Below are 21455 nucleotides of genomic sequence, written 5' to 3' on the forward strand. Positions count from 1 at the left end.
TTAATTAAGAAATTTGATAAAATAGGTGATTAATGTTTTTGTTAATAGACCATTAAACAGAGACTGAAATCAGTCCATCCTTGTACTCAAAAGTTAAGATTATATAGTTACTTCAAACTATTGATTTTCCGATAATCATGAAATATATCCGTAAATCACTCAAATCTTAACCTTACTAAAGTTATCAAAACCATTTCAAAAAGAAAATGATTTTAATCTAAAAATTTTACATTAAATATTCTGACATATTTAATTTTTTATAGTATTTCTATTTAAAAATTGAAAATTTACCAACAAACATGTATTTTTCACCCCTATTTGAAAATTAATAATCATCATATCCAACTTACTGATTTTTGAAAAATCAAGGATTGAAACTGATCAAAAACAAAAAATTATATTTTTAAATTTAAAATAAACCACGAACAAACTAATTATATTACATACAAATGCATATAATACATTTATCACACATAGTTATAAATGACTATTATAAGGTATTTTTACCTGAATCTAAAATGAAAAAAATTTATTAAAATTTTCTTCACATAAACATCATATTTCTTTCGCTTACTAAAATTGCTGCTCATTTATTGAATCTTTTCAATGAATACAAACTGTTAAACATGTATTAAATTGAAGCAATTACTTGAACCAGCTTTTCCAAATCAGATTTCTTGTGATACGCTGAAATAACAATTCTATCGATTGGTGGATCCTCAGCTCTCGGGTAAGAAAAAGAGGAAATGATAATTCCTTCTTCCAGTAGCTTGGCAGCCCAACCACATTCCTTAAACGTCACCACGGGAAAATGCTCCTCATAACTTAAACCAGGCATACCTTTAATCCTTTGGTAAAAAAATGCCATATTTTCCCTCAAAAGTTGCTGCTGTTGATCATAGAGATTTTCTGCCTCCAAAAATGCCTGACAATACCCAGGCGCCGGAGGAGAAGCTCCCATAAACAATGGACTTGATCGCACTTTTCCTATGAATTTGGCATCACCTAAAATAATCCCCGCAGGAATAGCCAAGGCCTTTCCCAAAGACCCAGCAACAACTAAATTCACAGGCAAACTTTTCCATTGTGAATAAGTCCCATATACTTCTCTCCCCAGGATACCAAAGGCATGACTATCGTCTATTAATAAGTAATAGGTATTATCAGGTGACAAAGATCCAACCCATTCAAAATTATGTATGGCAGGCTTCATCGTATCTACCGCATTGGATAGGATTGCTACAGTCTTTCCCTGCATATTTTGGCTTTTCTTGATACAATCAGTAGTAAACTCTAAAAATGCTTTGTCCTGATTGTAAATTAAATTAGGCGGTAAAATCGCTGGATGGGCATCAGGTGCCGCCCACATTTCATCAGCCATCTCTCCTAAAAGGGTGTGACAAATATATCCAGTCATAAACCCACTGCTGAGCAAGGCTGCATGAGGTGCTCCAGCTTTTTTGGCAAAATGCTCTTCCAATTGATCATATACCTCCAACTGCACATTGCTAAAGCGGCTGGCTCCGTGATTGGGACCGTATTGCTTTATTCCTGTTGTGATCAAATCCTCAAATTCCTGCACATTGCCCATCCCCAAATAAGCCGTGCCGCTGAAATAAAGATAATCTCTTCCTTCCCAAGGAATAACTCGATCGATTTTGTGCGCTATAGGATGATGAGGCATATAAAATTATGGCCGATGTGCGGTTATAGTAGTTTAGCTCCAATTCCAGGCCCCTCCGGGAAAGTCACTTTTCCGGGAACAATTGTTACCCCAGAAGCGATATCCTTTGATAGCAGCATGGCTCCATCCATATCCACATAGTCCAATAATGGCGCTATATGAGCAATCGCAGTGATCCCAACAGAAGATTCTGTCATACAGCCCACCATGGTTTTCATTCCCAATTCTTTGGCTTTATAGAGCATTCTTAATCCTGGAGTTATCCCACCTGCTTTGACCAGCTTTACATTGATTCCATGAAAAAGTCCATGACATTTTTCCACATCAGATTCTACAATACAACTTTCATCAGCAATTACCGGCAAAGCACTATGTTGATAAACCTCTTTCATTCCCTCCAGATCATCTTTGCCCAAAGGCTGTTCCATAAACTCCACATTGAGTTCTTTTAGCTCTGCAGAATAGGCAATTGCCTGATCTGCTGTCCAAGCACAATTGGCGTCTATGCGAAAAACAGCATTGGTATGTTTCCTCAACTCCCTCACAATCTCCAAATCATGATTTGTGCCCAACTTGATTTTATAGATAGGCCAGTCTAGCTCCTTCATCTTCTCCACCATCTTTTCTGTACTCGCAATACCGATGGTAAAGTTGGTAGTAGGTATATTGGTCGGATCCAGCTTCAGGTAATCATATAGTTTTACACCCTGCTTTTTGGTAAACAAATCCCAAGCGGCCAAATCCAGCGCACACTGGGCAAAAGGGTTTTGGGCAAATATCTCCTTACACTCCTCCCAAAGTGCTTCAGGACTTTCCCATTCACCTTTTTCCACAATAGGCTTTGCCGCTTCCAATGCTGCCGTCATATTTTCCACAGTCATCCCATAAAAAGGATTGGTAGTGGATTCTCCCAAACCATAAAGTCCATCATCCTCCAATTGGACAATCAATGTTTCTTGTACATCACGACTTTGGTGCGCAATGGTAAAGGTATGCTTCAAAGGAAGCTGTTTAATGAAAACCTGTAGCTTCATGATATATTGGGTATTTTAAAGTCCTTCGATATTAAATTTACATGAAGTTTAGTATTTTGATTGATAATAAAAAGCGAATTTCAATTTCCTATAGCTTCTTCTATTCATCAAGGTCCATATTTCACTGAATTCAGGGATCGAAAAGTGATACTTTAAATTGTAATTTGATATTTGATGAGGAAAAGCTGAAAAAAACTCAAACAAGATGATCAAAAACCAATTAGATAATTTGCCTATTTCTGCTTTTAGAAATGTCAGTTTTATAAGTTCATTCATTATAATATGCATACTTTTTTCCTGTAAAAGCCCTCAAGAAAAATTACACAAACTTTCTCCTTCCACCCTAAGTGCTGCTTATGAATCCGCCAAGGAATCTGCCATCACTCACAGAAGGTTCAAGCATCAAGACCTGCAACCCTTGATCAAAAAACATATAAGCACTTTCAAAGTCGAGGAACTGGGAAAATCGGTTCAAGGACGGTCAATTCACCAGCTGGAATATGGGGAAGGGGAAACCAAAGTGCTGCTGTGGTCCCAAATGCATGGGGATGAAAGTACCGCTACCATGGCCCTTTTTGATGTATTTAACTTCTTGGAAGCCAAAAGTGACACCTTTGAGGTGATCAGAAAGGTGATCAAGGAGCACCTAAAAATTCGTTTTATTCCCATGGTCAATCCCGATGGTGCAGAAGTTTTTACCCGACGCAATGCTTACGGCATAGACCTCAACCGGGATGCCATCAAGGAAGTTTCTCCCGAGGCTAGCATACTTAAATCAGCCCGAGAGGATTTCGGGGCGGAATTTGGCTTCAACCTCCACGACCAGCAGATCTATTATAATGTGGAACAAACTCCAAAACCTGCCACCATATCTGTGCTTGCACCCGCTTTCAATTATAAAACTGAAATCAATGACGTGCGGGCCAGGGCCATGCAGGTGATTGTGGGCATGAACCGAATTCTTCAGGAAGTTACTCCAGGGCAAGTAGGCAAATACAATGACGCGTTTGAACCAAGAGCCTTTGGGGATAATTTCCAGAAATGGGGAACCAGTACCATCCTGATAGAATCTGGAGGCTATCCCAATGACCCTGAGAAGCAATATATCCGCCAGCTGAACTTTATGATCATCCTCAATGCCCTATATGAAATCGCCAATGGCAACTATTCCCGATATGCCGTAGAAGACTACTTCCGCATCCCCGACAATGACAATATGCTCATGGACCTGATCCTGAAAACCGTATCCATCCATGATGGAGAAAACCAATACCAGTTAGATTTAGGCATTAAAAGACGCAATGTGGAAACAGAAAACGGCTATCATGTCAGTGGAAGGCTGGACGATGTAGGTGACCTCTCGGTGTATTATGGCTACAAAGAAATGGATGCTACTGGTATGGAATTCACTCTAGGAAAAGTAGCCGAAACCACTATAGATTCATTGAGTAGCATTAGCCAAGAAATGGCTTTTGAAATGCTCCATGAAGGCATCCTAGCAGTCAAAATAAAACATACCCCAGAAAACCCATTGCACGACCTGCCAATTTTGGTGCTTCAGGAAAAAGACAGCATCCCAAGCGGACACAGCATGGGAAGCCCGGCCAACTTCTTTTTAAAGAAAAATGGCGAGCTGGCTTATGCCATTGTCAATGGTTACCTGATCGACCTAAAAAAACCAAAAGCTGAAGGCTTGAAACAAAGTGTTTGGTAATAGTAATTAGCTTCTTAAAATTAAACCTCTAATACTACCAATGAAAGCCCTACTTCTTATTTGCTTCGCCCTTTTGAGTCAACAGCCAAAGTCAGCTTTTGCATGTATTTGCTCATCATTGACTACTTCACTTGCTAATGAAATGATTTCTGATGCAAATTTGATTGTAGAAGGAGAATACATTAAAACTATCCATTTTGACGAAAACATGGAGAGACTTTTGAACAAAAGCGATTGGGGACGCAACATTTTATTCAAAGTAAATAAAGTCCATAAAGGAAAAGTTAAATCGGATACTATAGCAATATATCAACACGGCGGATCATGCGACCGTAGCTTTCACAAGGGAGAAAAATATATTTTATTGACAAATAAAATTAAATCCTTTAAGTCAGTTAAGCTTCCTCACTTGAAAAAGGAACAATCTGAAGACTTTCAAGAGCCTCCACCGCCTCCTATGGAGCCTACCAAAAATGGAAAAGTAAGACGCTATAATGTACCCAAACCTTTTTTAGACTATTGGAACAACATAACTGAAAACTATACTACCGTTACAATTAGCCTTTGTAATAGTTTTATTCAGGATTCTGATCACGGTGAATTTATCGAGAAAGAGCTTACGAAAAACCTCTAACCGTAAAACAGAATTGACTTTAATGAATCAAATTATGTCTAATAAAGCTTTCATCTCTTTTCTGACCATTTATTTGTCGCTACAATCTTTCTCTTGGGCTCAGGAAAGTTTTGTGTATAAGACAGCCGACACTTCCCAATTATATATGGAAGTATATTCACCTCCCTCAATTGATACTTCCAAGGCCTATCCCGCTATAATTTTCTTCTTTGGGGGAGGGTGGATTGGAGGCAGTAAAAACCAATTTAAGCCTCATGCACAGTATTTTTCAGAAAGAGGAATGGTCTGTTTTTTGGTTGACTACAGGGTAAAAAACATCCACCAAACCAGCCCTTATGAATCCTTGATGGATGCCAAGTCGGCGATAAGGTATGTAAGAAAAAATGCCGAAGCACTGCACATTGATACTACCAAAATCATAGCAGCGGGAGGTTCTGCAGGTGGGCACTTGGCCGCTGCCACCGCCCTTATTCCAGGCTTTAATGATCCCAAAGATGACCTCAACATCAGTAGTATTCCAAACGCCTTGGTCTTGTTTAATCCCGTTATTGATAATGGCCCAGGAGGATATGGATATGAACGGATTGGAGATCAATACAAGGCCTTTTCTCCCTTGCACAACATCAAAAAAGGAGCACCTCCTACTATCTTTTTCTTAGGGACAAAGGACAAGCTGATCCCAGTAGAAACAGCTGAATACTATCAAGTGGTATACGAAAAAGTGGGAAGTCGATGTGAACTCTACCTATATGAAGGAGAAGCCCATGGCTTTTTCAATTATGCCCAGTTTGATAATTATAAAGATACTATCCTCAAAACTGATCAGTTCTTACAGTCATTGGGTTATCTGGAAGAAGGACCCAAAGTAGAAATCAAATAAAGAACTGATTCTTTCAGCAAAAGTCCACTTATTCCAAAATGGCATATCCAAAATTGACAGAAAAATCCACGCACCAAATTAAGACATAATTGTGGGTCGTTAAGTTTACATTATTTGGAATCGCATAAGAAAAATCGCCTTCAATACCTTTTAGCTCTCCCAATGAAACATAATTTGTTGCATTTTGGTCTGTGGCCAAGTACACTTCCAACAATGGTCCTGGATCGGTTTTAAAGTTGGTAAAGCTCAATTGACTTTTGGATTGATTGACGGTGGCCACACCAGAAGTGGGGTGCGCATCCGACTTAAAATCTCCTTGATACAAAACATCTCCTTCGTTTCCTCCGCTCGAATCACTTGGATCCATTGTCATAGAAGGTGACTGGGGCTCAGTACCATCTGAGTTGCATGCTACTCCAAAAAAGATCACAAGAAGTATAACTAATGAGGTTTTCATCATCTTTGGGCATTGATCTTAAAAAGTATACGTTTGAAACAGTGCTGCGTTTCCTGCCATCGATAGCATTTGAGATTATTGGACCAACTTATTTAAATCCTTTTTTACCAAGCATGATTTGTCTTTTTATCAGTAATTTTAAATCATCAAAATTAAAAGCTTCCAACTGCCAAATCCGAAATGAACAAAATATATACTCTGGCCGCACTTATTTCATCGATCTTACTTATTTCCTGTAAACCCTCCACTCAAAAACAATTTGAACTTTCACCACAAGCAAGGCTTATTCACCACGGCGATATCATTGATGTAAACACAGGTGGTTTTATTGAGGCAGATGCCATCTTGATAGATAGTGCCAAAATTATTGAAATAGGAAGTTATGGAAACCTCCAATCCCAACTTCCAGTTGAAAATCAAATTGACGCAACAGGCAAATACATTATTCCAGGACTGTGGGACATGCATGTACACTTTGAAGGCCAGGAGTTGATAGAGGACAACATGGCGCTATTTCCGGTATTCATTGCCTATGGGATCACCACTGTTCGGGATATGGCCAGTGATTTAGGAGAGCAGGTTTTGCAGTGGAGAGAAGAGATTGAACAACATAAATTTTTGGCTCCACAGATTTTCACGGCCGGAAGAAAGTTGGAAGGAATTGATTCTTTTTGGAAAGGAGACCTTGAAATTGCCAATGAAGAAGAGCTGCACCAAATGCTGGACAAGTTAAAGGCTTATGACGTGGATCTGGTCAAGGTTACGGAGAATGCGCTTTCCGGAGAATTATTTCTCAAGAGTGTCCAAGAAGCTCATAACCGGGAATTTTTAGTTTCCTCCCACGTTCCTTTGGACCTCAGCATTGAGCAATTGGCTAAAGCAGGTCTATCTAGTGTAGAACATGCCAGTTACTTCTTGAGGCTAGGAACCCATGAAAACCAAATTGCCCAAAAAGTAGCCAATGGAAGCATGACCCATGCCGAAGCCAATGCCTTTTACAGCACACACTTTGATCAGGACACTGCTTTCATGAATTACCAGAAACTGGCTAGCTTAGGCTTGGCCATCACTCCTACCTTAATTGGAGGGAAACAACTGGCTTATTATGACGAAGATAACCATGCTGATGATGAGTTTCTTAATTTTCTCACCGACCGCTTTACTTCCAATTACCAATGGAGAATTGACAGGTTAAAGGATTACACACCCAAGCAATGGAAAGAGAGGAAGGACCGATACCAGCTGATTGCCCAACAGCTTCCTTACATTCAAAAAGCTGGGATGACCATTTTAGCAGGAAGCGATGCAGCAGCCTTGAACACATTCGTTTATCCAGCCTTTGCCTTGCACCAAGAATTAGAATTGTTTCAAGAAGCTGGTCTTCGTCCAATCGAGGCATTGCAGGCTGCCACTATCAATGGCGCCAAGTTTATGGGTAAGTCGAATACCATGGGAAGCATTGAAATTGGAAAACAAGCGGATTTGGTCATTCTAAACAGCAATCCACTTGAAGACATCAGTGCCACTCAAAATATTTTTGGTGTGGTCAATGATGGTCTTTACTATGACCGCATGTCTTTGAACACCATTTTAGAAAAAGCCAAAAACAAAAAGCAACAATTAGATAAGGGCAGAAAAAAATAATCCATCAACGGATCCTCAAAAAGATTCTTCGAAACCAATTATCCATTTGGGATCAGGGCAATTCCTTTGGTACTTGTCTTGATCCTTTGCAGCACATACCCCTGGATAATCCCCCTGATTGCCTTCCATATCTACTATCAATTGAAAATGCAGGTGAGGAGGCCAATCCCCATTCTCTGGATAAGGGCCAATATGGCAAAATACTTGACCGGCTAAAATCTGTTGGCCCACTTCTAAGCCGATCAGATCTGAACGCTTTAAATGACCATAAAGGCTGTAAAAAATCTCTCCCTTTAGTTGGTGCTCCAGGATGATGGCAGGACCATAATTTCCAAAGGCGCCATTGTCCTGAAAACTATGGATCTTTCCATCCAAAGGTGCGTAAACCGCTTGTCCAGGTTCAGCCCAAATATCCACTTGGGCGTGGATATTTCGAAAGTCCTCCGGAGAAGTCCCAAATACCTCGCTTCTTTGATAAATGGCCCTTGGCTCCATATATCCTCCTATGCCAAAAGCACAACTTGCATCCGCCAACAACCCAAAAACATACTCACTAAAAGCTTTGGTATCTCCTAAATCAATGGCTTCCAAAACCATATTATTGGCCGTAAAATCCATCACAATGGTATTTTCATGGTTTAATTCTACACCCATAATTGGATAAAAAGAAGTCTCTTTAAGCAGCTGTGTTAATTTTTGCATGGTGGATATTTTGTCGAAAGATACACATTTTGACTTCAATGTGTTAACTTTAAAGAACATGCACGACTATAGATTTCCCCAACTACTGGATGTAAAGCAAGCCTACCAAAGGATCATGGCTTACATTCACCATACGCCCATCCTAACCAGCGAAGCCATTGAAAAAATAGCTGACTGTCAGCTCTATTTCAAATGTGAAAACCTGCAAAAGGTCGGAGCCTTTAAAGCCAGAGGCGCCACCAATGCCATCCTGAAACTCCCTCCAGAACTAAAACAAAATGGGGTCGCCACACATAGTAGTGGGAACCATGCTGCTGCATTGGCCAGAGCCGCCTTGGAAACAGGAACTACTGCTTATATCGTGATGCCCTCCAATGCTCCCGCAATAAAAAAAGCAGCTGTCAAAAGTTATGGAGGAAAAATTATTGAATGCGAACCTAATTTAAAAGCCCGCGAAACAACTCTTGAAAAGGTGGTAGAAGAAACTGGCGCTGCTTTTATTCCTCCTTATGATTATATGGATGTGATTGAAGGACAAGCCACCTGCGCTTTGGAAATGTGGGATGAAGGAATTCCTTTTGATGTCATCATCACCCCTGTTGGTGGCGGTGGGCTTTTGGCTGGCACTGCATTGACCACCCATTATGTTTCTCCTAAAACGGAGGTTTACGGGGCTGAGCCCAAAGGAGCCGATGATGCTCAGCGAAGCTTTAAGGCCAAAGAAATCATTCCCATGGAAAACCCTAATACCATTGCCGATGGGCTTTTAACTTCCTTGGGGCAGCGAAACTTTATTTTGATTTCAAAACATGTCAAAGACATCCTAACTGTGACCGATGAAGAGATTATTGCTGCCATGCGCTTGGTGTTTGAGCGGATGAAGTTGGTCATCGAACCTAGTAGTGCTGTGCCTCTAGCTGCTGTATTGGCCAATAAGGAGCTTTTTAGAAATAAAAAAGTAGGCATAATCATTTCTGGGGGAAATGTAGATGTCAGCAAACTTCCCTTTCAATGATTCATCAGATTTTAGCCATAAAAAAACCGGCCTTTAGACCGGTTTTTACTGCTGTTTCACTTTATTAACCCTAGGCAATCACGCCATATAGTTCTTTTAACTTTCCGACGGAATAGTCTATTTCTTCTTGGGTGTTGAACCTGCTGAAAGAGAACCTCACCGAATCCCTATCTGCTTTAGCATTCAATGCCCTCAACACATGAGAACCTACTGTAGCACCACTGCTGCAAGCTGAACCGCCTGAAGCAGAAATACCATGAAGGTCAAGATTGAATAACAACATTCCGCTATTCTCTTCCGAAGGAGGCAAACTCACATTCAAAACGGTGTATAAACTTTTATCGAGATTGGCAGATAGGCCATTGAATTCCACTCCCGGAATTCCTTCTCTCAACTGCTCGATAAAACTGCTTTTCAGCTTTTCTACATGCTTTTGGTGATCTGTCATTTCTTCATAAGCCAGCTCCAAAGCTTTGGCTATTCCCACAATCCCATAAACATTTTCCGTTCCTCCACGCATGCTCCGCTCTTGAGCACCACCATAGATAAACGGTCGAATCTTATTTTTCTTATTCAAATACAAAAATCCTGATCCCTTTGGTCCATGGAATTTATGTCCACCTGCTACAATGGCATCCAGAGGTAATTGCTTCAGGTCATGCACATAATGGCCCATTGTCTGAACGGTATCAGAATGGAAAAACACCCCGTGCTCCTTGCAGATATTTCCAATCGCCTCAATATCATTCAAGTTTCCTATCTCATTGTTAGCATGCATGATGGAAACCAATGATTTTGGATGAGCTTGAATCCAGGCCTCTAAATGCCCCATGTCAATGGCTCCATTTTCATCAATTTGAGCATATTCCAATTGGATATGTCCACGCTTTTCACATTCCTGAAGGGTATGTAAAACCGCATGGTGCTCGATCGGTGAAGTCAGTGCATGCTTGATGCCGTAAGTTTCTATCGCACAGACCAAAGCGGTATTATCCGCCTCAGTACCTCCTGATGTAAAGAATATTTCTCCCGGGCTGGCATTCAATAGCTCAGCCACTTTTTTTCTTGACCTTTCGATAGCTGTACGTACTTCACGGCCATGTGAGTGAACGGATGAAGGATTTCCATAGTGTCCCGACAAATAGGGGAGCATGGCCTCCAATACCTTTTCATCCAATGCCGTAGTAGCAGCGTTATCTAAATAAACTTTCATTCTAAATAATATATACTTGGGTAGGTTGTTACTTATTTGGTCGCTGAAATCACTTCTTTAATATCAGTGATCAGCTTATTCGCCAGATGCTCAGCAGTCGCCTGCGTTTCAGATTCAGAATAAATCCTGATAATAGGTTCTGTATTTGATTTTCTCAAATGAACCCATTCTTTTTCAAACTCTATCTTTACTCCATCAATGGTATTGATAGGTTGTTTGCTATATTTTCTGCTGATCTCATCCAGAATAGCATCTACATCAATGTCTGGAGTTAATTCTATCTTATTTTTTGATATGTAATAATTGGGATAGCTGGCCCTTAACCTGCTGGCAGTTTTACCAAACTTGGCCAAATGGGTCAAAAACAAACCAATACCTACCAAAGCATCTCTTCCATAATGTGATGCTGGATAAATAACCCCACCATTTCCTTCACCACCAATGATGGCATTGGTCTCTTTCATTTTATTGACCACATTTACCTCACCTACCGCGGCTGCATTATATGCGCCATGGTGCTTTTCCGTCACATCACGAAGTGCTCTGGTTGAACTTAGATTTGAAACAGTATTTCCAGCTTCCTTTGAAAGCACATAATCTGCTACTGCTACCAAAGTGTATTCTTCACCAAAAGGAGAGCCATCTTCTGTCAAAAAAGCCAAACGGTCTACATCTGGATCCACCACGATGCCCAGGTCAAACTTTCCGTTTTCCAGTTTGGCAGAAATATCTCTTAGGTTTTCCGGAAGTGGCTCTGGGTTATGAGGAAACTGTCCATCAGGTTCACAGAACATCTCTTCCACATGCTCCACACCCAAAGCGTTAAGTAATTTTGGTAAAGCAATACCTCCAGTAGAATTAACGCAATCAATGACCACTTTAAAACCACGTTTGGCTATCGCTTCCTTGTCCACTAAAGATAAACTGAGGACATGCTCAATGTGCCTATCGATATAATCTTCCACTAAAGTGTAGCCACCCAGTTTTCTGACCTCAGCAAACTTAAAGTCTTCCTGATCAGCTTTTTCCAAGACTTCTTTTCCATCTTGGTCTGAGATAAACTCGCCCTTATCATTCAACAACTTCAAGGCATTCCATTGGATCGGATTATGGCTGGCAGTAAGGATAATTCCACCTCCTGCTTTCTCCAACGGAACAGCAAATTCCACTGTAGGAGTAGTGCTCAGGCCAAGGTCGATCACATGAATGCCCAACCCTTGAAGAGTGGCTGTAACCAACTTGGAAACCATGTCACCTGATATCCTGGCATCTCTACCAATTACAATCTTGGGATTGTTGGTCTTTTCGACAATCCATGCTCCATAAGCAGAAGCAAATTTGACCACATCAACTGGAGTAAGTCCTTCCCCTACTTTTCCTCCGATAGTTCCTCGAATACCGGAAATAGACTTGATTAATGCCACTTGTAAAGAGTTTAGTTCAACTAGATAAAAAATCCTATGCATTTAGGTGTCACATAGGAGATACTGGTGATTATTTGAATTTGGCCATTACTTTATTGACTTCAGAATCCGGGTTTCCGCATTCCGAATTATCATCCACTTTCTTCCCACAATAGCTGCACGTCCCGCCATCCTTGTTTAAATAAGGATTTTGAGAAGCACAGGTTCCTTTGAATTGCCCATTTTTCAAAAATATCAGTCGGACAGACATCAAAATGAAAAACAGAGCAATAAATCCCAAAGTCAAATATACAGTTGCCATATCAAATTAATTTGCACAAATTTACGTAATACTTTGAAAACGTCCACACTTTACTAATAGTTTCCCAATTCCACATGTCTGAAATTTCCTCCCGAGCACAGCAGTTAGAAGCTTTTGACCGACTCCTGACCATCATGGATGAACTAAGGGAGCAATGTCCTTGGGACCGAAAACAAACCATTGAAAGTCTTCGTCACCTTACTATTGAGGAGACCTTCGAACTGTCAGATGCTATCATTGACAATGATCTGGAGGAAATAAAAAAAGAATTGGGCGACATCCTATTGCATATCGTATTTTATGCTCGGATAGGTTCCGAAAAAAAAGCTTTTGATATCAGCACTGTCATTGACAGCCTTTGCGAAAAATTGATCCGAAGACATCCTCATATTTATGGCGATACCAAAGTAGAGGATGAGGAAGCCGTCAAGCAAAATTGGGAAAAAATCAAGCTTAAAGAAAAAGGCAATAAAAGTGTCTTGGGGGGAGTACCCAGGTCTTTGCCGGCATTGATCAAAGCCATGCGCATCCAAGAAAAAGCCAGAGGTGTAGGCTTTGACTGGGAAGAGAAACATCAGGTATGGGAAAAAGTAGAGGAAGAGATGCAGGAATTTAGAGCCGAATTTAATGCGGTCGATGATGCATCTATTGACAAAGATAAGGCAACTGGAGAGTTCGGAGATTTACTTTTTTCCTTAATCAATTACGCCCGTTTCATTGACATCAACCCAGAGGAAGCCTTGGAAAAAACCAATAAAAAATTCATCCACCGCTTTCAGTACTTAGAAGAAGCGGCCCGCAAGTCAGGAAAGAAAATTGAAGACATGAGCCTTGCGGAGATGGATGTTTATTGGAATGAAGCCAAAAAAAAATAATAGTAAAGGATTTTTCTGCTGTTCATGACATTAGCAAATAATAAATATTTACTTTTGGCATTAATTATCGGAAGCCAAATAGCCGTTATTGCTCGACAAATTTTGATTAACAACAACTTTCCGTTTTGGCAAAAACAGATATAATTACCCGGTTTTTAATCTGGAGGCTTAAACATATCAGCACCAAGAATTTTGTGATGATTCTTAGTGGGGTGATCGGTATTCTTACTGGTTTGGCTGCAGTGATCCTCAAGGAATCCGTTCATTTCATCCAACATTGGCTGATTGAAGGCTTCCATATCGAGTATGCCAACTTTTTCTTCATCATCTATCCGCTGATCGGCATCTTCCTTACCTACATCGTCGGGAAATATATTGTCAAGGATTATGGTGGACATGGTATTCCCGAAATACTTTATAATATCTCAAAGAAAAACAGCATTATCCCAAAGGTGAAGATGTATAGCAGGGTTTTTACATCATGCTTGACAGTTGGACTTGGGGGATCTGTTGGTTTGGAGGCCCCGATTGTGGTGACAGGATCTGCCATAGGTTCCAATTCCGGCCAATTGATGCACCTTAATGCCAAAAAAAGAAATATTCTGATCGGCTGTGGTGCTGCAGGTGGCATTTCTGCTATATTCGGCTCTCCTATCGGAGGTGTCATATTTGCCATAGAAGTAATCTTAATGGAAGTGAATGTGGGCGCTTTCATTCCATTGCTGATTGCATCTGTGATGGGCTCTTTGACCACAATGGTATTGATTGGCAATGATGCCATTTTTTCTTTTAACCTTACTGGAGAGTTTATTGCCGCGCATACTCCCTACTACCTGATGTTGGGAGTCATTACAGGCTTGATCTCTGTTTACTTCATCAAGTCTGTTCTCAAGACCGAAAACTTCCTTGAAAGCTTTACCAACCCTTGGCTAAAGATTCTATGTGGGGGTGCTGTTTTAGGTTTGATGATTTTCTTCTTTCCCCCTATTTATGGTGAAGGCTACAACACGCTGAATTCATTGATAGCAGGCGATCCATTTGTATTGTTGAATAGAAGCCCTTTCTTTTCGGAGATTAACAACTCCTACTTTATACTGATTTATTTGCTATTGATCATTTTTGCGAAGCCCATTGCTGCAGCACTGACGATAGGCAGCGGCGGTAGCGGGGGGATTTTTGCCCCTTCACTTTATGTGGGTGGACTTACAGGCTTTCTTTTTGCCTATGCCAATAATTTCTTTGGGGTTTACATTCCCATCCCCTTGGCCCACTTTACACTGGTGGCCATGTGCGGCGTGATGAGTGGTGTTCAGCATGCACCCTTGTCAGCCATATTCTTAATTGCTGAAGTAACTGGCGGCTATGAGCTTTTTGTACCCTTGATGCTGGTATCTGCTATTTCCCTGGCCACGACCAATTATTTTGACAAAAATTCTCTTTACAAAAACCAACTGCTGGAACAAGGAAAACATATTCCTGAAACAAAGGATGAGGAGGTTTTAGGCTTGATTGACATTAGGAGAATTATGGAAAAGGACTTGCTTCCAATCCATCCAGACGCACTCCTTAAGGACCTATGTGGTCTGGTAAAGCTTTCCAAAAGAAATATTTTTCCTGTGGTGGATGAAAAAGGCAACCTCAACGGAATAGTGACTTTGGATGACATTAGGGACATTATGTTTGACAAGCATAAACAAGAGGAAACCCATATCAGAAAACTCATGCACAGCCCTCCTGACACCATCCAACCTTCTGAAAGCATGAGGGGTGTAATGGACAAATTCGAAAAGTCTGGTGCATGGAACCTACCAGTGGTAGATAATGGAAGATATTTAGGCTTCATCAGTAAGTCCAGAATTTTCAACGCCTACCGAACCAGACTCATCAGGCAGCAAAAAGATTAGGCAAAAAATAATATTTGGTTTACCTGTTTATCCACGCTTACACACATCACCTGTTTTTGTAAAAAATTCATTACCAGCGTTTTATCCACAAATTCACTTTTAATAAAAACGATTTAAATTATTGATTTACAGATAGTTACACTATTAACTTAATGTTATGTGGATAAGTGTTGATAATTGTGGATAAATTTTTCACATTTTTTTTGGACGCTTTTCCAGTAAATAAAGACCTATTTTTCACTTGATTACTAACTGAAAAAGGTACTCAAAACACCCTTCAAAAAATCAAAATTCAGAATAAAATATTACACCAAATTCCTTCCAATTATCACTGTTTTCTGCAAACGTTTCCAAATGCTGCAATTGACTACAAAAACCCTACAATACACGACAAAAATTGGCGTGTTATCAGTAACATTTGGAAATCTAAGGTATAAACACAACCCATGCACTGGTAATTTTACCTCGGCTGGAATCTTTTAGTTTAAATTGAAGGCACACCCCTTCCCTTTAGTTACATTTAAACCAAAAAGAAAATTGTTGGAAAGTAATTAGACCAATTTCAAATTTTTACAATCAGGAATCTGACAATCCCCATAGAGGACCAAAGAGTGGCTGGTAATTGCTGAAGAAAACTCCTTGCCCATGGCCTCTTTGATCAAGTTGATCCGCTCATCAGAGAATTCACGGATCTTACGGCACTGGTTGCAAACATGATGATCATGGTGCTTATAGGTCAATGCCTGCTCATATAGTGCCACCTTGTCCTTAAACTGGTGTTTGACAGCAAGTCCACACTCTACTAAAAGATCCAGGGTATTATAGATGGTGGCGCGACTAATCGAGTAGCCCTTATTTCTCATCAAAAGAAAAAGCCCTTCAACATCAATATGTTCATCTTGAGGCAAGGCATATAATTCATCGATAACCGAAAACCTTTCTGGGGTCTTTCTGCTACCATGCCTTTGCAAAAAGTTCTCAAATATTTTTTTTGCTTTTTCTACAACCGACTTCTCTGCCATATTTTTCATTACTAAAAATTAAAGATGCAGCATTTTTTAGATTTTATCAAACTAAGACCCGCTTGTGAGACCTTATCCCTGCTTATTTGCTATCAGTCTAAATTAGCATAAATAAAAACGTAAAATAAAGCCTCTCTTCAAACCTAAAATCTTCCAAATTCACTTCTTCTCATGTATCAATAATTTTTATATTAAATGGATAATACTAAATTAGTTAAGTATGCTCACCAAAAGACTTTTACTTCTTTCCGTATTATTTTTGACGGGCGCTCAACTTTGGGCCCAGATTCCCGGATTTTTTATGAAGGAAGAAAAAAACAGTGTCAATCTCCCATTTTTCGATTACAACAACTTGATCATTATGCCCATTGCTATCAATAACGGGCCCGAGCTTAACTTCCTTATTGACACAGGCGTAAAATCCAATATTCTTTTCAGCAAAACTGTTGGCGATGAATTGGGACTCTATTACACCAGGACACTGAATTTAATGGGAGCAGACGGAAAAACAGTCCTTACCGCCCTTGTATCACCCAACAATCACTTTAACATGGGACCTGTAGAAGGAATTGTTCAAGCAGTATTAGTCCTTGAGGAGGATTTCTTGGAGTTGGAAAGAGTGATCGGTATACCGGTACATGGAATTATAGGTTATGAGTTTTTTAAATTTAATCCCATCAAGATAGATTACGATTCTAATATCTTGACTTTTTATCACGCTGATAAAATGAATTGGAGGCCTTTTGGCTACAGGAAGATTGATTTGTCTTTCGACAACTATAAGCCTTATGTGGAAAGTACTATTAAGCAAATCGAAGGGCCAGAAATAAACGGAAAGCTCTTGATCGACACTGGCGCCAATCATGGATTGCTTTTGAACCGTGAGACCTCAGACCAAATTAAACTTCCCCCCAAGAGGCTACAAACCGATTTGGGCAGATCCTTGGGAGGAGATCTTTTTGGCTATGTTGGAAGAGTAAAAAAATACTCTTTGGGCAATTTAAATTTCAGAAGGGTGATTACCTCCTATCCTGATGAGACAGAGTTTTCATCCATCATTATAGAGTCAGGCCGTTTGGGAAGCTTAGGTTCTGAAGTATTGGCCAGGATGACTTTTATTATAGACTATCCTAGGGAAAGGTTATTATTCAAAAAAGGGGCTGGTTTTCATCACCCTTTTGAATATGATATGAGTGGTATTAAAGTTCGTATGACCAATGTGGAAGAAAAAAGATATTATGTAAGTAGCGTAAGGGAAAACTCCCCGGCTTCAAAGGCAAACATCAAACCCGGTGACGAAATTCTATCTATCAATCTATTACCAGTTGAATATTGGGACCTTGCTGAAATAAATGATCTCCTTAAATCTGAAGAAGGAAAGGAAATTATTATTACGGTAAAAAGAAATATAAGGGAAATTCCTGTGGAATTGGATAAAACCCTAATGCTCCAAAAACAATTATAAATTACTTATTTGTTGCTTGCATTACCTTATAAAGTTGAGTAAAAAGTAAATGAATGTATTTTTATTAGTCAAAAAAGCTAACTTTAGGCTGTTTCTGTTTTTGCCTAATGGAATCTAAAAATTACAATCATATATCGTCATCTTTTGTAACATTAAGAAAGACAAGCAATTCTACCTTTGAACTGCTTTATTTTAATGCTGCCTTTGAATCAATGCTGGGCTCAAAACCTAGCATCAACACATTTGATCAGATTTTGATGACCTTGCCGAAACCTAGCCTAGGTCATATTTTCAATTCTCTCAAGCAAAATAAAACTCTTTCCACCATTTTTTTCACACAAGGAGGCACTTGTTTTCCTGTTCTCCTAGAAGGAAATATAATAAAAGAACAGAAAGCTGAGAATTATCTCATTAACCTGATAATGATCCCTCAGCTTGAAAAACCAGAAATCAAGAACCTTTGGATGATTCAGCTGAGCACTGATTTGCTTTTCAGCAGTAGTTTAAACAAATGCCCAAATAGGCTTCAAATCGGATCAGCTCTTCCCAATCATTTTCACAATCACTACCCGCACATTAGTGAAGCCGTTTTTCAAGACTTTATCACTAATGAAAAGGAAGGCGAATTAGACCTTCAGCAAAATGGCCAAATATTGGAGAAAAAAATTCTCTTTGAATCAGAATTTTGCTCCCTGATTGTTCATGCGCCCCCTATCGGAAACCGCTTCCAAAAGTTTATCTTCGAACAGAAGGACCAAATGGTCCAACATAACTCCAGGGCTATTTATTACGAGCACGAATTGGGAGATAGCCAAATTCACTGGAGTGGGGCCTATGTCGATATATTAGGATATCCAAGGGAAGAATTCACGGAAGTAAACATCCAAAGATGGGTGGAGATGATCCATCCAGAAGATTTAAAACATCTCAAAACTGGCTTCGAAAAGGATTTTAAGTTGGACAATCCATACGACACCTTCTACAGGCTAAAACATAAAGAGGGCTACTACCTTTATGTTCAAGACATCGCCAGGGTATTTGTCGATGAAAAAACTGGAAAAAAAATTATTCTTGGGAGTATTACTGACATCAGTGGGCTCAAAAACATCGAAAAAAAACTGCTTGAAAACCGATACACCTTAAATGAGCTTTCCAGCATCATGCCAGGAATGATTTATATGTTCAAGAAATCCCCAGAAGGCAAATATGATTTTATATTTGTAAGCGAAGGGGTCAAAGATATTTTCGGTGTCACCACTAAATATTTTACTCAACATTTCCGAAAGCTTAAAAATCGAATACATCCAGATGACCTTAATATTATCTTAGAGACAAACAAAAATGCCTCTCATTCCAAAACAATGGAAATAACTTTTAGGATCATCAATCCCGATGAAACTGTTAAGTGGGTATTTTGCTCTTCTAGCCTTTTGAAAGAACAAAATGGCCAAGACATTTGGGCAGGGTATATTCTGGATATTAGTTATACAAAGAAAAAAGAAGAAGAGGCCAAGTCCAATTACTTGCGTTATAAGCAGAGCTTTGACAACAATCCCTTGGCCATATTTCATTATGACAAAGACGGAACTATCCTGAAAGTCAACAACACTCTGGTAAAAAAGGCTAATCTAGAAAATGGTGAAATTATTCTTGGAAAAAGCATCCATGATCTCTATCAGCACTCTTCTATATATGATACATTATTAGAGGGGATTGAAAGTGGTTCTGCTGATTATGAAGGCTCATTTATCACGCATTTCTCTAACACGCATTTTTATATCAAACTCAAAATCACAAAGTTGAAATTTGATAATGGTTTTGAAGCAGCCTTTGAAGACATCACCGAAAAGGATTTTGTTCAGTGTGTAATGAACGATGTGGCCACTATTTCCGCCCAGTTTAATGATATGGATTTTTTTTATGAGTTGGTAAAGCTGCTATCAAAAAAATTGAATTTAAAGTATTGTCTAATCGGAGAGTATATCCCCAATGGTCGATCAATTCAAACCACTGCTATTGCCAAAGATGGTAAGATCATTCCGAATTTCATCTATTCATTAGATAATACTCCTTGCGAAACAGCAATCAGCAACTATAGAAGAGAAGTAGTCTTGATTTCAAATGGAGTGGCTGAACAGTATCCCAAAGATTTATTCCTGCAAGAAGAAAACATTACCTCCTATTGCTCTACAGGAATAAATGACAAAAATGGAAGAAAAATAGGCATACTTGTATTAGCCGATAGTAAGCCTATGCAAAATGAGGAAGGAATTATTAATATTGTTTCTATCCTCAGTGACCGAGCAGGTGCAGAACTTCAGCGTATTCAATATGAAAAGATACTTCTCGAATCACAGCAGCTTTATAAAAGCATCGCAGAAAACTTCCCTAGAGGGACAGTAGATGTGTTAGACAAAAACTTCAGGTACGTCTACACCGAAGGAAGTGAATACCAGAAAATAGGAATAGACCCTAAGGAACTTATTGGGACCTACCACTTGATGAAATATGATGCAGTGACTTCCCTTAATGCCAAAAAAGAATTGGACAAGGTTCTTTTGGGCCAAACTGTCGTATATGAAATTGACTTTAATGGAGAGAGCTATAAAAAAACAGGGGTACCGCTGATCAATAAACAAGGGGAAGTTGACCGCATCCTGCTGGTAACCCAAAACATTTCAGAATCCAAATCAGCAGAGGAAGAACGCGAAAAGCTCATCAAAGACCTTTCCAGCCACAATGATGAATTGCAGCGCTTTGCTTACATCGTCTCCCATAATCTTCGCGCACCAATCGTTAACATTACTTCCTTACTCGATTTGCTCAATGAAGACAATTTAGCAGACCCCAACAATGTAGAATTGATCGATAGCTTGAAAACCTCTGTCGCAATCCTCAATGCTACTTTAATGGATCTGATCGAGGTGGTGTCCATCAAGAAAGAAAAAATCAGAAAAGTAGAAACGGTCAACTTTGAAAGCTTAATCAATAACATAGAAAAGAGCCTTTTCAAACAGCTCAAAGAAGCCAAAGTAAAAGTTAAACGAGATTTTGCTATAAACGAGATTAACTATGTGCACAGTCATCTTGAAAATTTCTTTCTTAATTTCATGACCAATGCTATTAAGTACAGCCATCCAGAGCGAAATACAGAAATTCATATCAAGACTAAAATGAATGGCAATAATTGCATTATTAGCTTCTCTGACAATGGAATTGGCATCGACTTGGAGAAATATGGTGACCGAATTTTTGGATTGTATCAGCGTTTTCATACCCATGTAGAAGGCAAAGGACTAGGCCTATACCTTGTCAGGGAACAGATCCGCTCCCTAGATGGTGATATTCATATTAAAAGTGAAGTCGGCAAAGGAACCACCTTCACTATCACCATCAAAAACCTACCTCACCCCGACCAAGAAAGTATAGAATTCAGCCAAGAAAACACTCAATAATTTTATCCTGAAAGTAATTTTTCCCAACCATT

At 39.5% G+C, this 21455-nt stretch carries 17 protein-coding genes; 9 read left to right on the plus strand and 8 right to left on the minus strand.

All coding sequences use genetic code 11. The features are described 5' to 3' along the window. Positions 1-631 precede the first annotated feature (631 nt). Positions 632-1684 (minus strand): aminotransferase class I/II-fold pyridoxal phosphate-dependent enzyme, encoded by a 1053-nt coding sequence (locus JL001_RS05490; RefSeq protein ID WP_200975139.1) that lies wholly within the window; start codon positions 1682-1684, stop codon positions 632-634. Between the two features lie 23 nt (positions 1685-1707). Then, a complete protein-coding gene (locus JL001_RS05495; RefSeq protein WP_200975140.1) occupies positions 1708-2718 on the minus strand; it encodes a dipeptide epimerase in 1011 nt (336 codons plus the stop codon). A gap of 205 nt (positions 2719-2923) precedes the next feature. On the opposite strand from JL001_RS05495, the gene JL001_RS05500 reads away from it, so the two are divergent. Genes JL001_RS05500 through JL001_RS05510 form a run of 3 tightly spaced genes read left to right on the plus strand, consistent with a single transcriptional unit; the run spans position 2924 to position 5946 of the window. Next, positions 2924-4432 carry a M14 family zinc carboxypeptidase gene (locus JL001_RS05500; protein ID WP_200975141.1) on the plus strand — a complete coding sequence of 503 codons (1509 nt, stop codon included), beginning with the start codon at positions 2924-2926 and terminating at the stop codon, positions 4430-4432. A gap of 40 nt (positions 4433-4472) precedes the next feature. Continuing rightward, entirely contained in the window at positions 4473-5066 is a 594-nt protein-coding gene (locus JL001_RS05505) for a hypothetical protein (protein WP_200975142.1), read from the plus strand. A 34-nt stretch (positions 5067-5100) separates the two neighbouring features. Then, positions 5101-5946 (plus strand): alpha/beta hydrolase, encoded by an 846-nt coding sequence (locus JL001_RS05510; protein ID WP_200975143.1) that lies wholly within the window; start codon positions 5101-5103, stop codon positions 5944-5946. A gap of 28 nt (positions 5947-5974) precedes the next feature. Here JL001_RS05510 and JL001_RS05515 read toward each other — a convergent pair whose 3' ends face one another. Continuing rightward, on the minus strand, positions 5975-6406 hold the full coding sequence (locus tag JL001_RS05515) for a DM13 domain-containing protein (RefSeq protein WP_236252724.1): 432 nt from the start codon (positions 6404-6406) through the stop codon (positions 5975-5977). A gap of 177 nt (positions 6407-6583) precedes the next feature. Here JL001_RS05515 and JL001_RS05520 point away from each other — a divergent pair, with 177 nt between their 5' ends. After that, entirely contained in the window at positions 6584-8047 is a 1464-nt protein-coding gene (locus JL001_RS05520) for an amidohydrolase family protein (RefSeq protein ID WP_200975144.1), read from the plus strand. Positions 8048-8062: 15 nt separating this feature from the next. Here the strand turns inward: JL001_RS05520 and JL001_RS05525 are convergent, their stop codons facing one another. After that, entirely contained in the window at positions 8063-8749 is a 687-nt protein-coding gene (locus tag JL001_RS05525; protein WP_200975145.1) for a peptidoglycan DD-metalloendopeptidase family protein, read from the minus strand. A 58-nt stretch (positions 8750-8807) separates the two neighbouring features. On the opposite strand from JL001_RS05525, the gene JL001_RS05530 reads away from it, so the two are divergent. Then, a complete protein-coding gene (locus JL001_RS05530; protein ID WP_200975146.1) occupies positions 8808-9764 on the plus strand; it encodes a pyridoxal-phosphate dependent enzyme in 957 nt (318 codons plus the stop codon). A gap of 70 nt (positions 9765-9834) precedes the next feature. Here the strand turns inward: JL001_RS05530 and JL001_RS05535 are convergent, their stop codons facing one another. The 3 genes from JL001_RS05535 to JL001_RS05545 form a co-directional block, all read right to left on the minus strand. After that, positions 9835-10977, minus strand: a complete 1143-nt coding sequence (locus tag JL001_RS05535) for a cysteine desulfurase family protein (protein WP_200975147.1) — start codon at positions 10975-10977, stop codon at positions 9835-9837. Between the two features lie 32 nt (positions 10978-11009). Then, the gene (glmM, locus tag JL001_RS05540; RefSeq protein WP_200975148.1) at positions 11010-12401 is read right to left on the minus strand and encodes a phosphoglucosamine mutase; all 1392 of its coding nucleotides are present in this window, start codon (positions 12399-12401) and stop codon (positions 11010-11012) included. Positions 12402-12471: 70 nt separating this feature from the next. After that, the gene (locus tag JL001_RS05545) at positions 12472-12702 is read right to left on the minus strand and encodes a hypothetical protein (protein WP_192009665.1); all 231 of its coding nucleotides are present in this window, start codon (positions 12700-12702) and stop codon (positions 12472-12474) included. Between the two features lie 74 nt (positions 12703-12776). Here JL001_RS05545 and mazG point away from each other — a divergent pair, with 74 nt between their 5' ends. Together mazG and JL001_RS05555 are read left to right on the plus strand one after the other, a co-directional pair. Further along, on the plus strand, positions 12777-13577 hold the full coding sequence (mazG, locus tag JL001_RS05550; RefSeq protein WP_200975149.1) for a nucleoside triphosphate pyrophosphohydrolase: 801 nt from the start codon (positions 12777-12779) through the stop codon (positions 13575-13577). A 125-nt stretch (positions 13578-13702) separates the two neighbouring features. Further along, a complete protein-coding gene (locus JL001_RS05555) occupies positions 13703-15481 on the plus strand; it encodes a chloride channel protein (protein ID WP_200975150.1) in 1779 nt (592 codons plus the stop codon). 551 nt (positions 15482-16032) lie between these two features. Here JL001_RS05555 and JL001_RS05560 read toward each other — a convergent pair. Further along, positions 16033-16503 carry a Fur family transcriptional regulator gene (locus JL001_RS05560; protein ID WP_192009668.1) on the minus strand — a complete coding sequence of 157 codons (471 nt, stop codon included), beginning with the start codon at positions 16501-16503 and terminating at the stop codon, positions 16033-16035. Positions 16504-16723: 220 nt separating this feature from the next. Between JL001_RS05560 and JL001_RS05565 the strand changes: the two genes are divergently transcribed. Continuing rightward, positions 16724-17968: an aspartyl protease family protein gene (locus tag JL001_RS05565; protein ID WP_200975151.1), complete on the plus strand. Its 1245-nt coding sequence runs from the start codon at positions 16724-16726 to the stop codon at positions 17966-17968. Between the two features lie 422 nt (positions 17969-18390). Further along, complete coding sequence (locus JL001_RS05570; protein WP_200975152.1) at positions 18391-21423, plus strand: PAS domain-containing protein; 3033 nt, start codon at positions 18391-18393, stop codon at positions 21421-21423. Positions 21424-21455 lie beyond the last annotated feature (32 nt).

Source organism: Echinicola sp. 20G (assembly GCF_015533855.1).
Classification (GTDB): domain Bacteria; phylum Bacteroidota; class Bacteroidia; order Cytophagales; family Cyclobacteriaceae; genus Echinicola.

Coding starts and splice junctions, on each gene's coding strand:
- JL001_RS05495 (WP_200975140.1), bottom strand. CDS start 2,718: ATGAAGCTACAGGTTTTCATTAAACAGCTTCCTTTGAAGCATACCTTT.
- JL001_RS05525 (WP_200975145.1), bottom strand. CDS start 8,749: ATGCAAAAATTAACACAGCTGCTTAAAGAGACTTCTTTTTATCCAATT.
- JL001_RS05570 (WP_200975152.1), top strand. CDS start 18,391: ATGATCCCTCAGCTTGAAAAACCAGAAATCAAGAACCTTTGGATGATT.
- JL001_RS05520 (WP_200975144.1), top strand. CDS start 6,584: ATGAACAAAATATATACTCTGGCCGCACTTATTTCATCGATCTTACTT.
- JL001_RS05560 (WP_192009668.1), bottom strand. CDS start 16,503: ATGGCAGAGAAGTCGGTTGTAGAAAAAGCAAAAAAAATATTTGAGAAC.
- JL001_RS05510 (WP_200975143.1), top strand. CDS start 5,101: ATGTCTAATAAAGCTTTCATCTCTTTTCTGACCATTTATTTGTCGCTA.
- JL001_RS05530 (WP_200975146.1), top strand. CDS start 8,808: ATGCACGACTATAGATTTCCCCAACTACTGGATGTAAAGCAAGCCTAC.
- JL001_RS05490 (WP_200975139.1), bottom strand. CDS start 1,684: ATGCCTCATCATCCTATAGCGCACAAAATCGATCGAGTTATTCCTTGG.
- JL001_RS05535 (WP_200975147.1), bottom strand. CDS start 10,977: ATGAAAGTTTATTTAGATAACGCTGCTACTACGGCATTGGATGAAAAG.
- JL001_RS05545 (WP_192009665.1), bottom strand. CDS start 12,702: ATGGCAACTGTATATTTGACTTTGGGATTTATTGCTCTGTTTTTCATT.
- JL001_RS05515 (WP_236252724.1), bottom strand. CDS start 6,406: ATGATGAAAACCTCATTAGTTATACTTCTTGTGATCTTTTTTGGAGTA.
- JL001_RS05505 (WP_200975142.1), top strand. CDS start 4,473: ATGAAAGCCCTACTTCTTATTTGCTTCGCCCTTTTGAGTCAACAGCCA.
- JL001_RS05500 (WP_200975141.1), top strand. CDS start 2,924: ATGATCAAAAACCAATTAGATAATTTGCCTATTTCTGCTTTTAGAAAT.
- mazG (WP_200975149.1), top strand. CDS start 12,777: ATGTCTGAAATTTCCTCCCGAGCACAGCAGTTAGAAGCTTTTGACCGA.
- JL001_RS05565 (WP_200975151.1), top strand. CDS start 16,724: ATGCTCACCAAAAGACTTTTACTTCTTTCCGTATTATTTTTGACGGGC.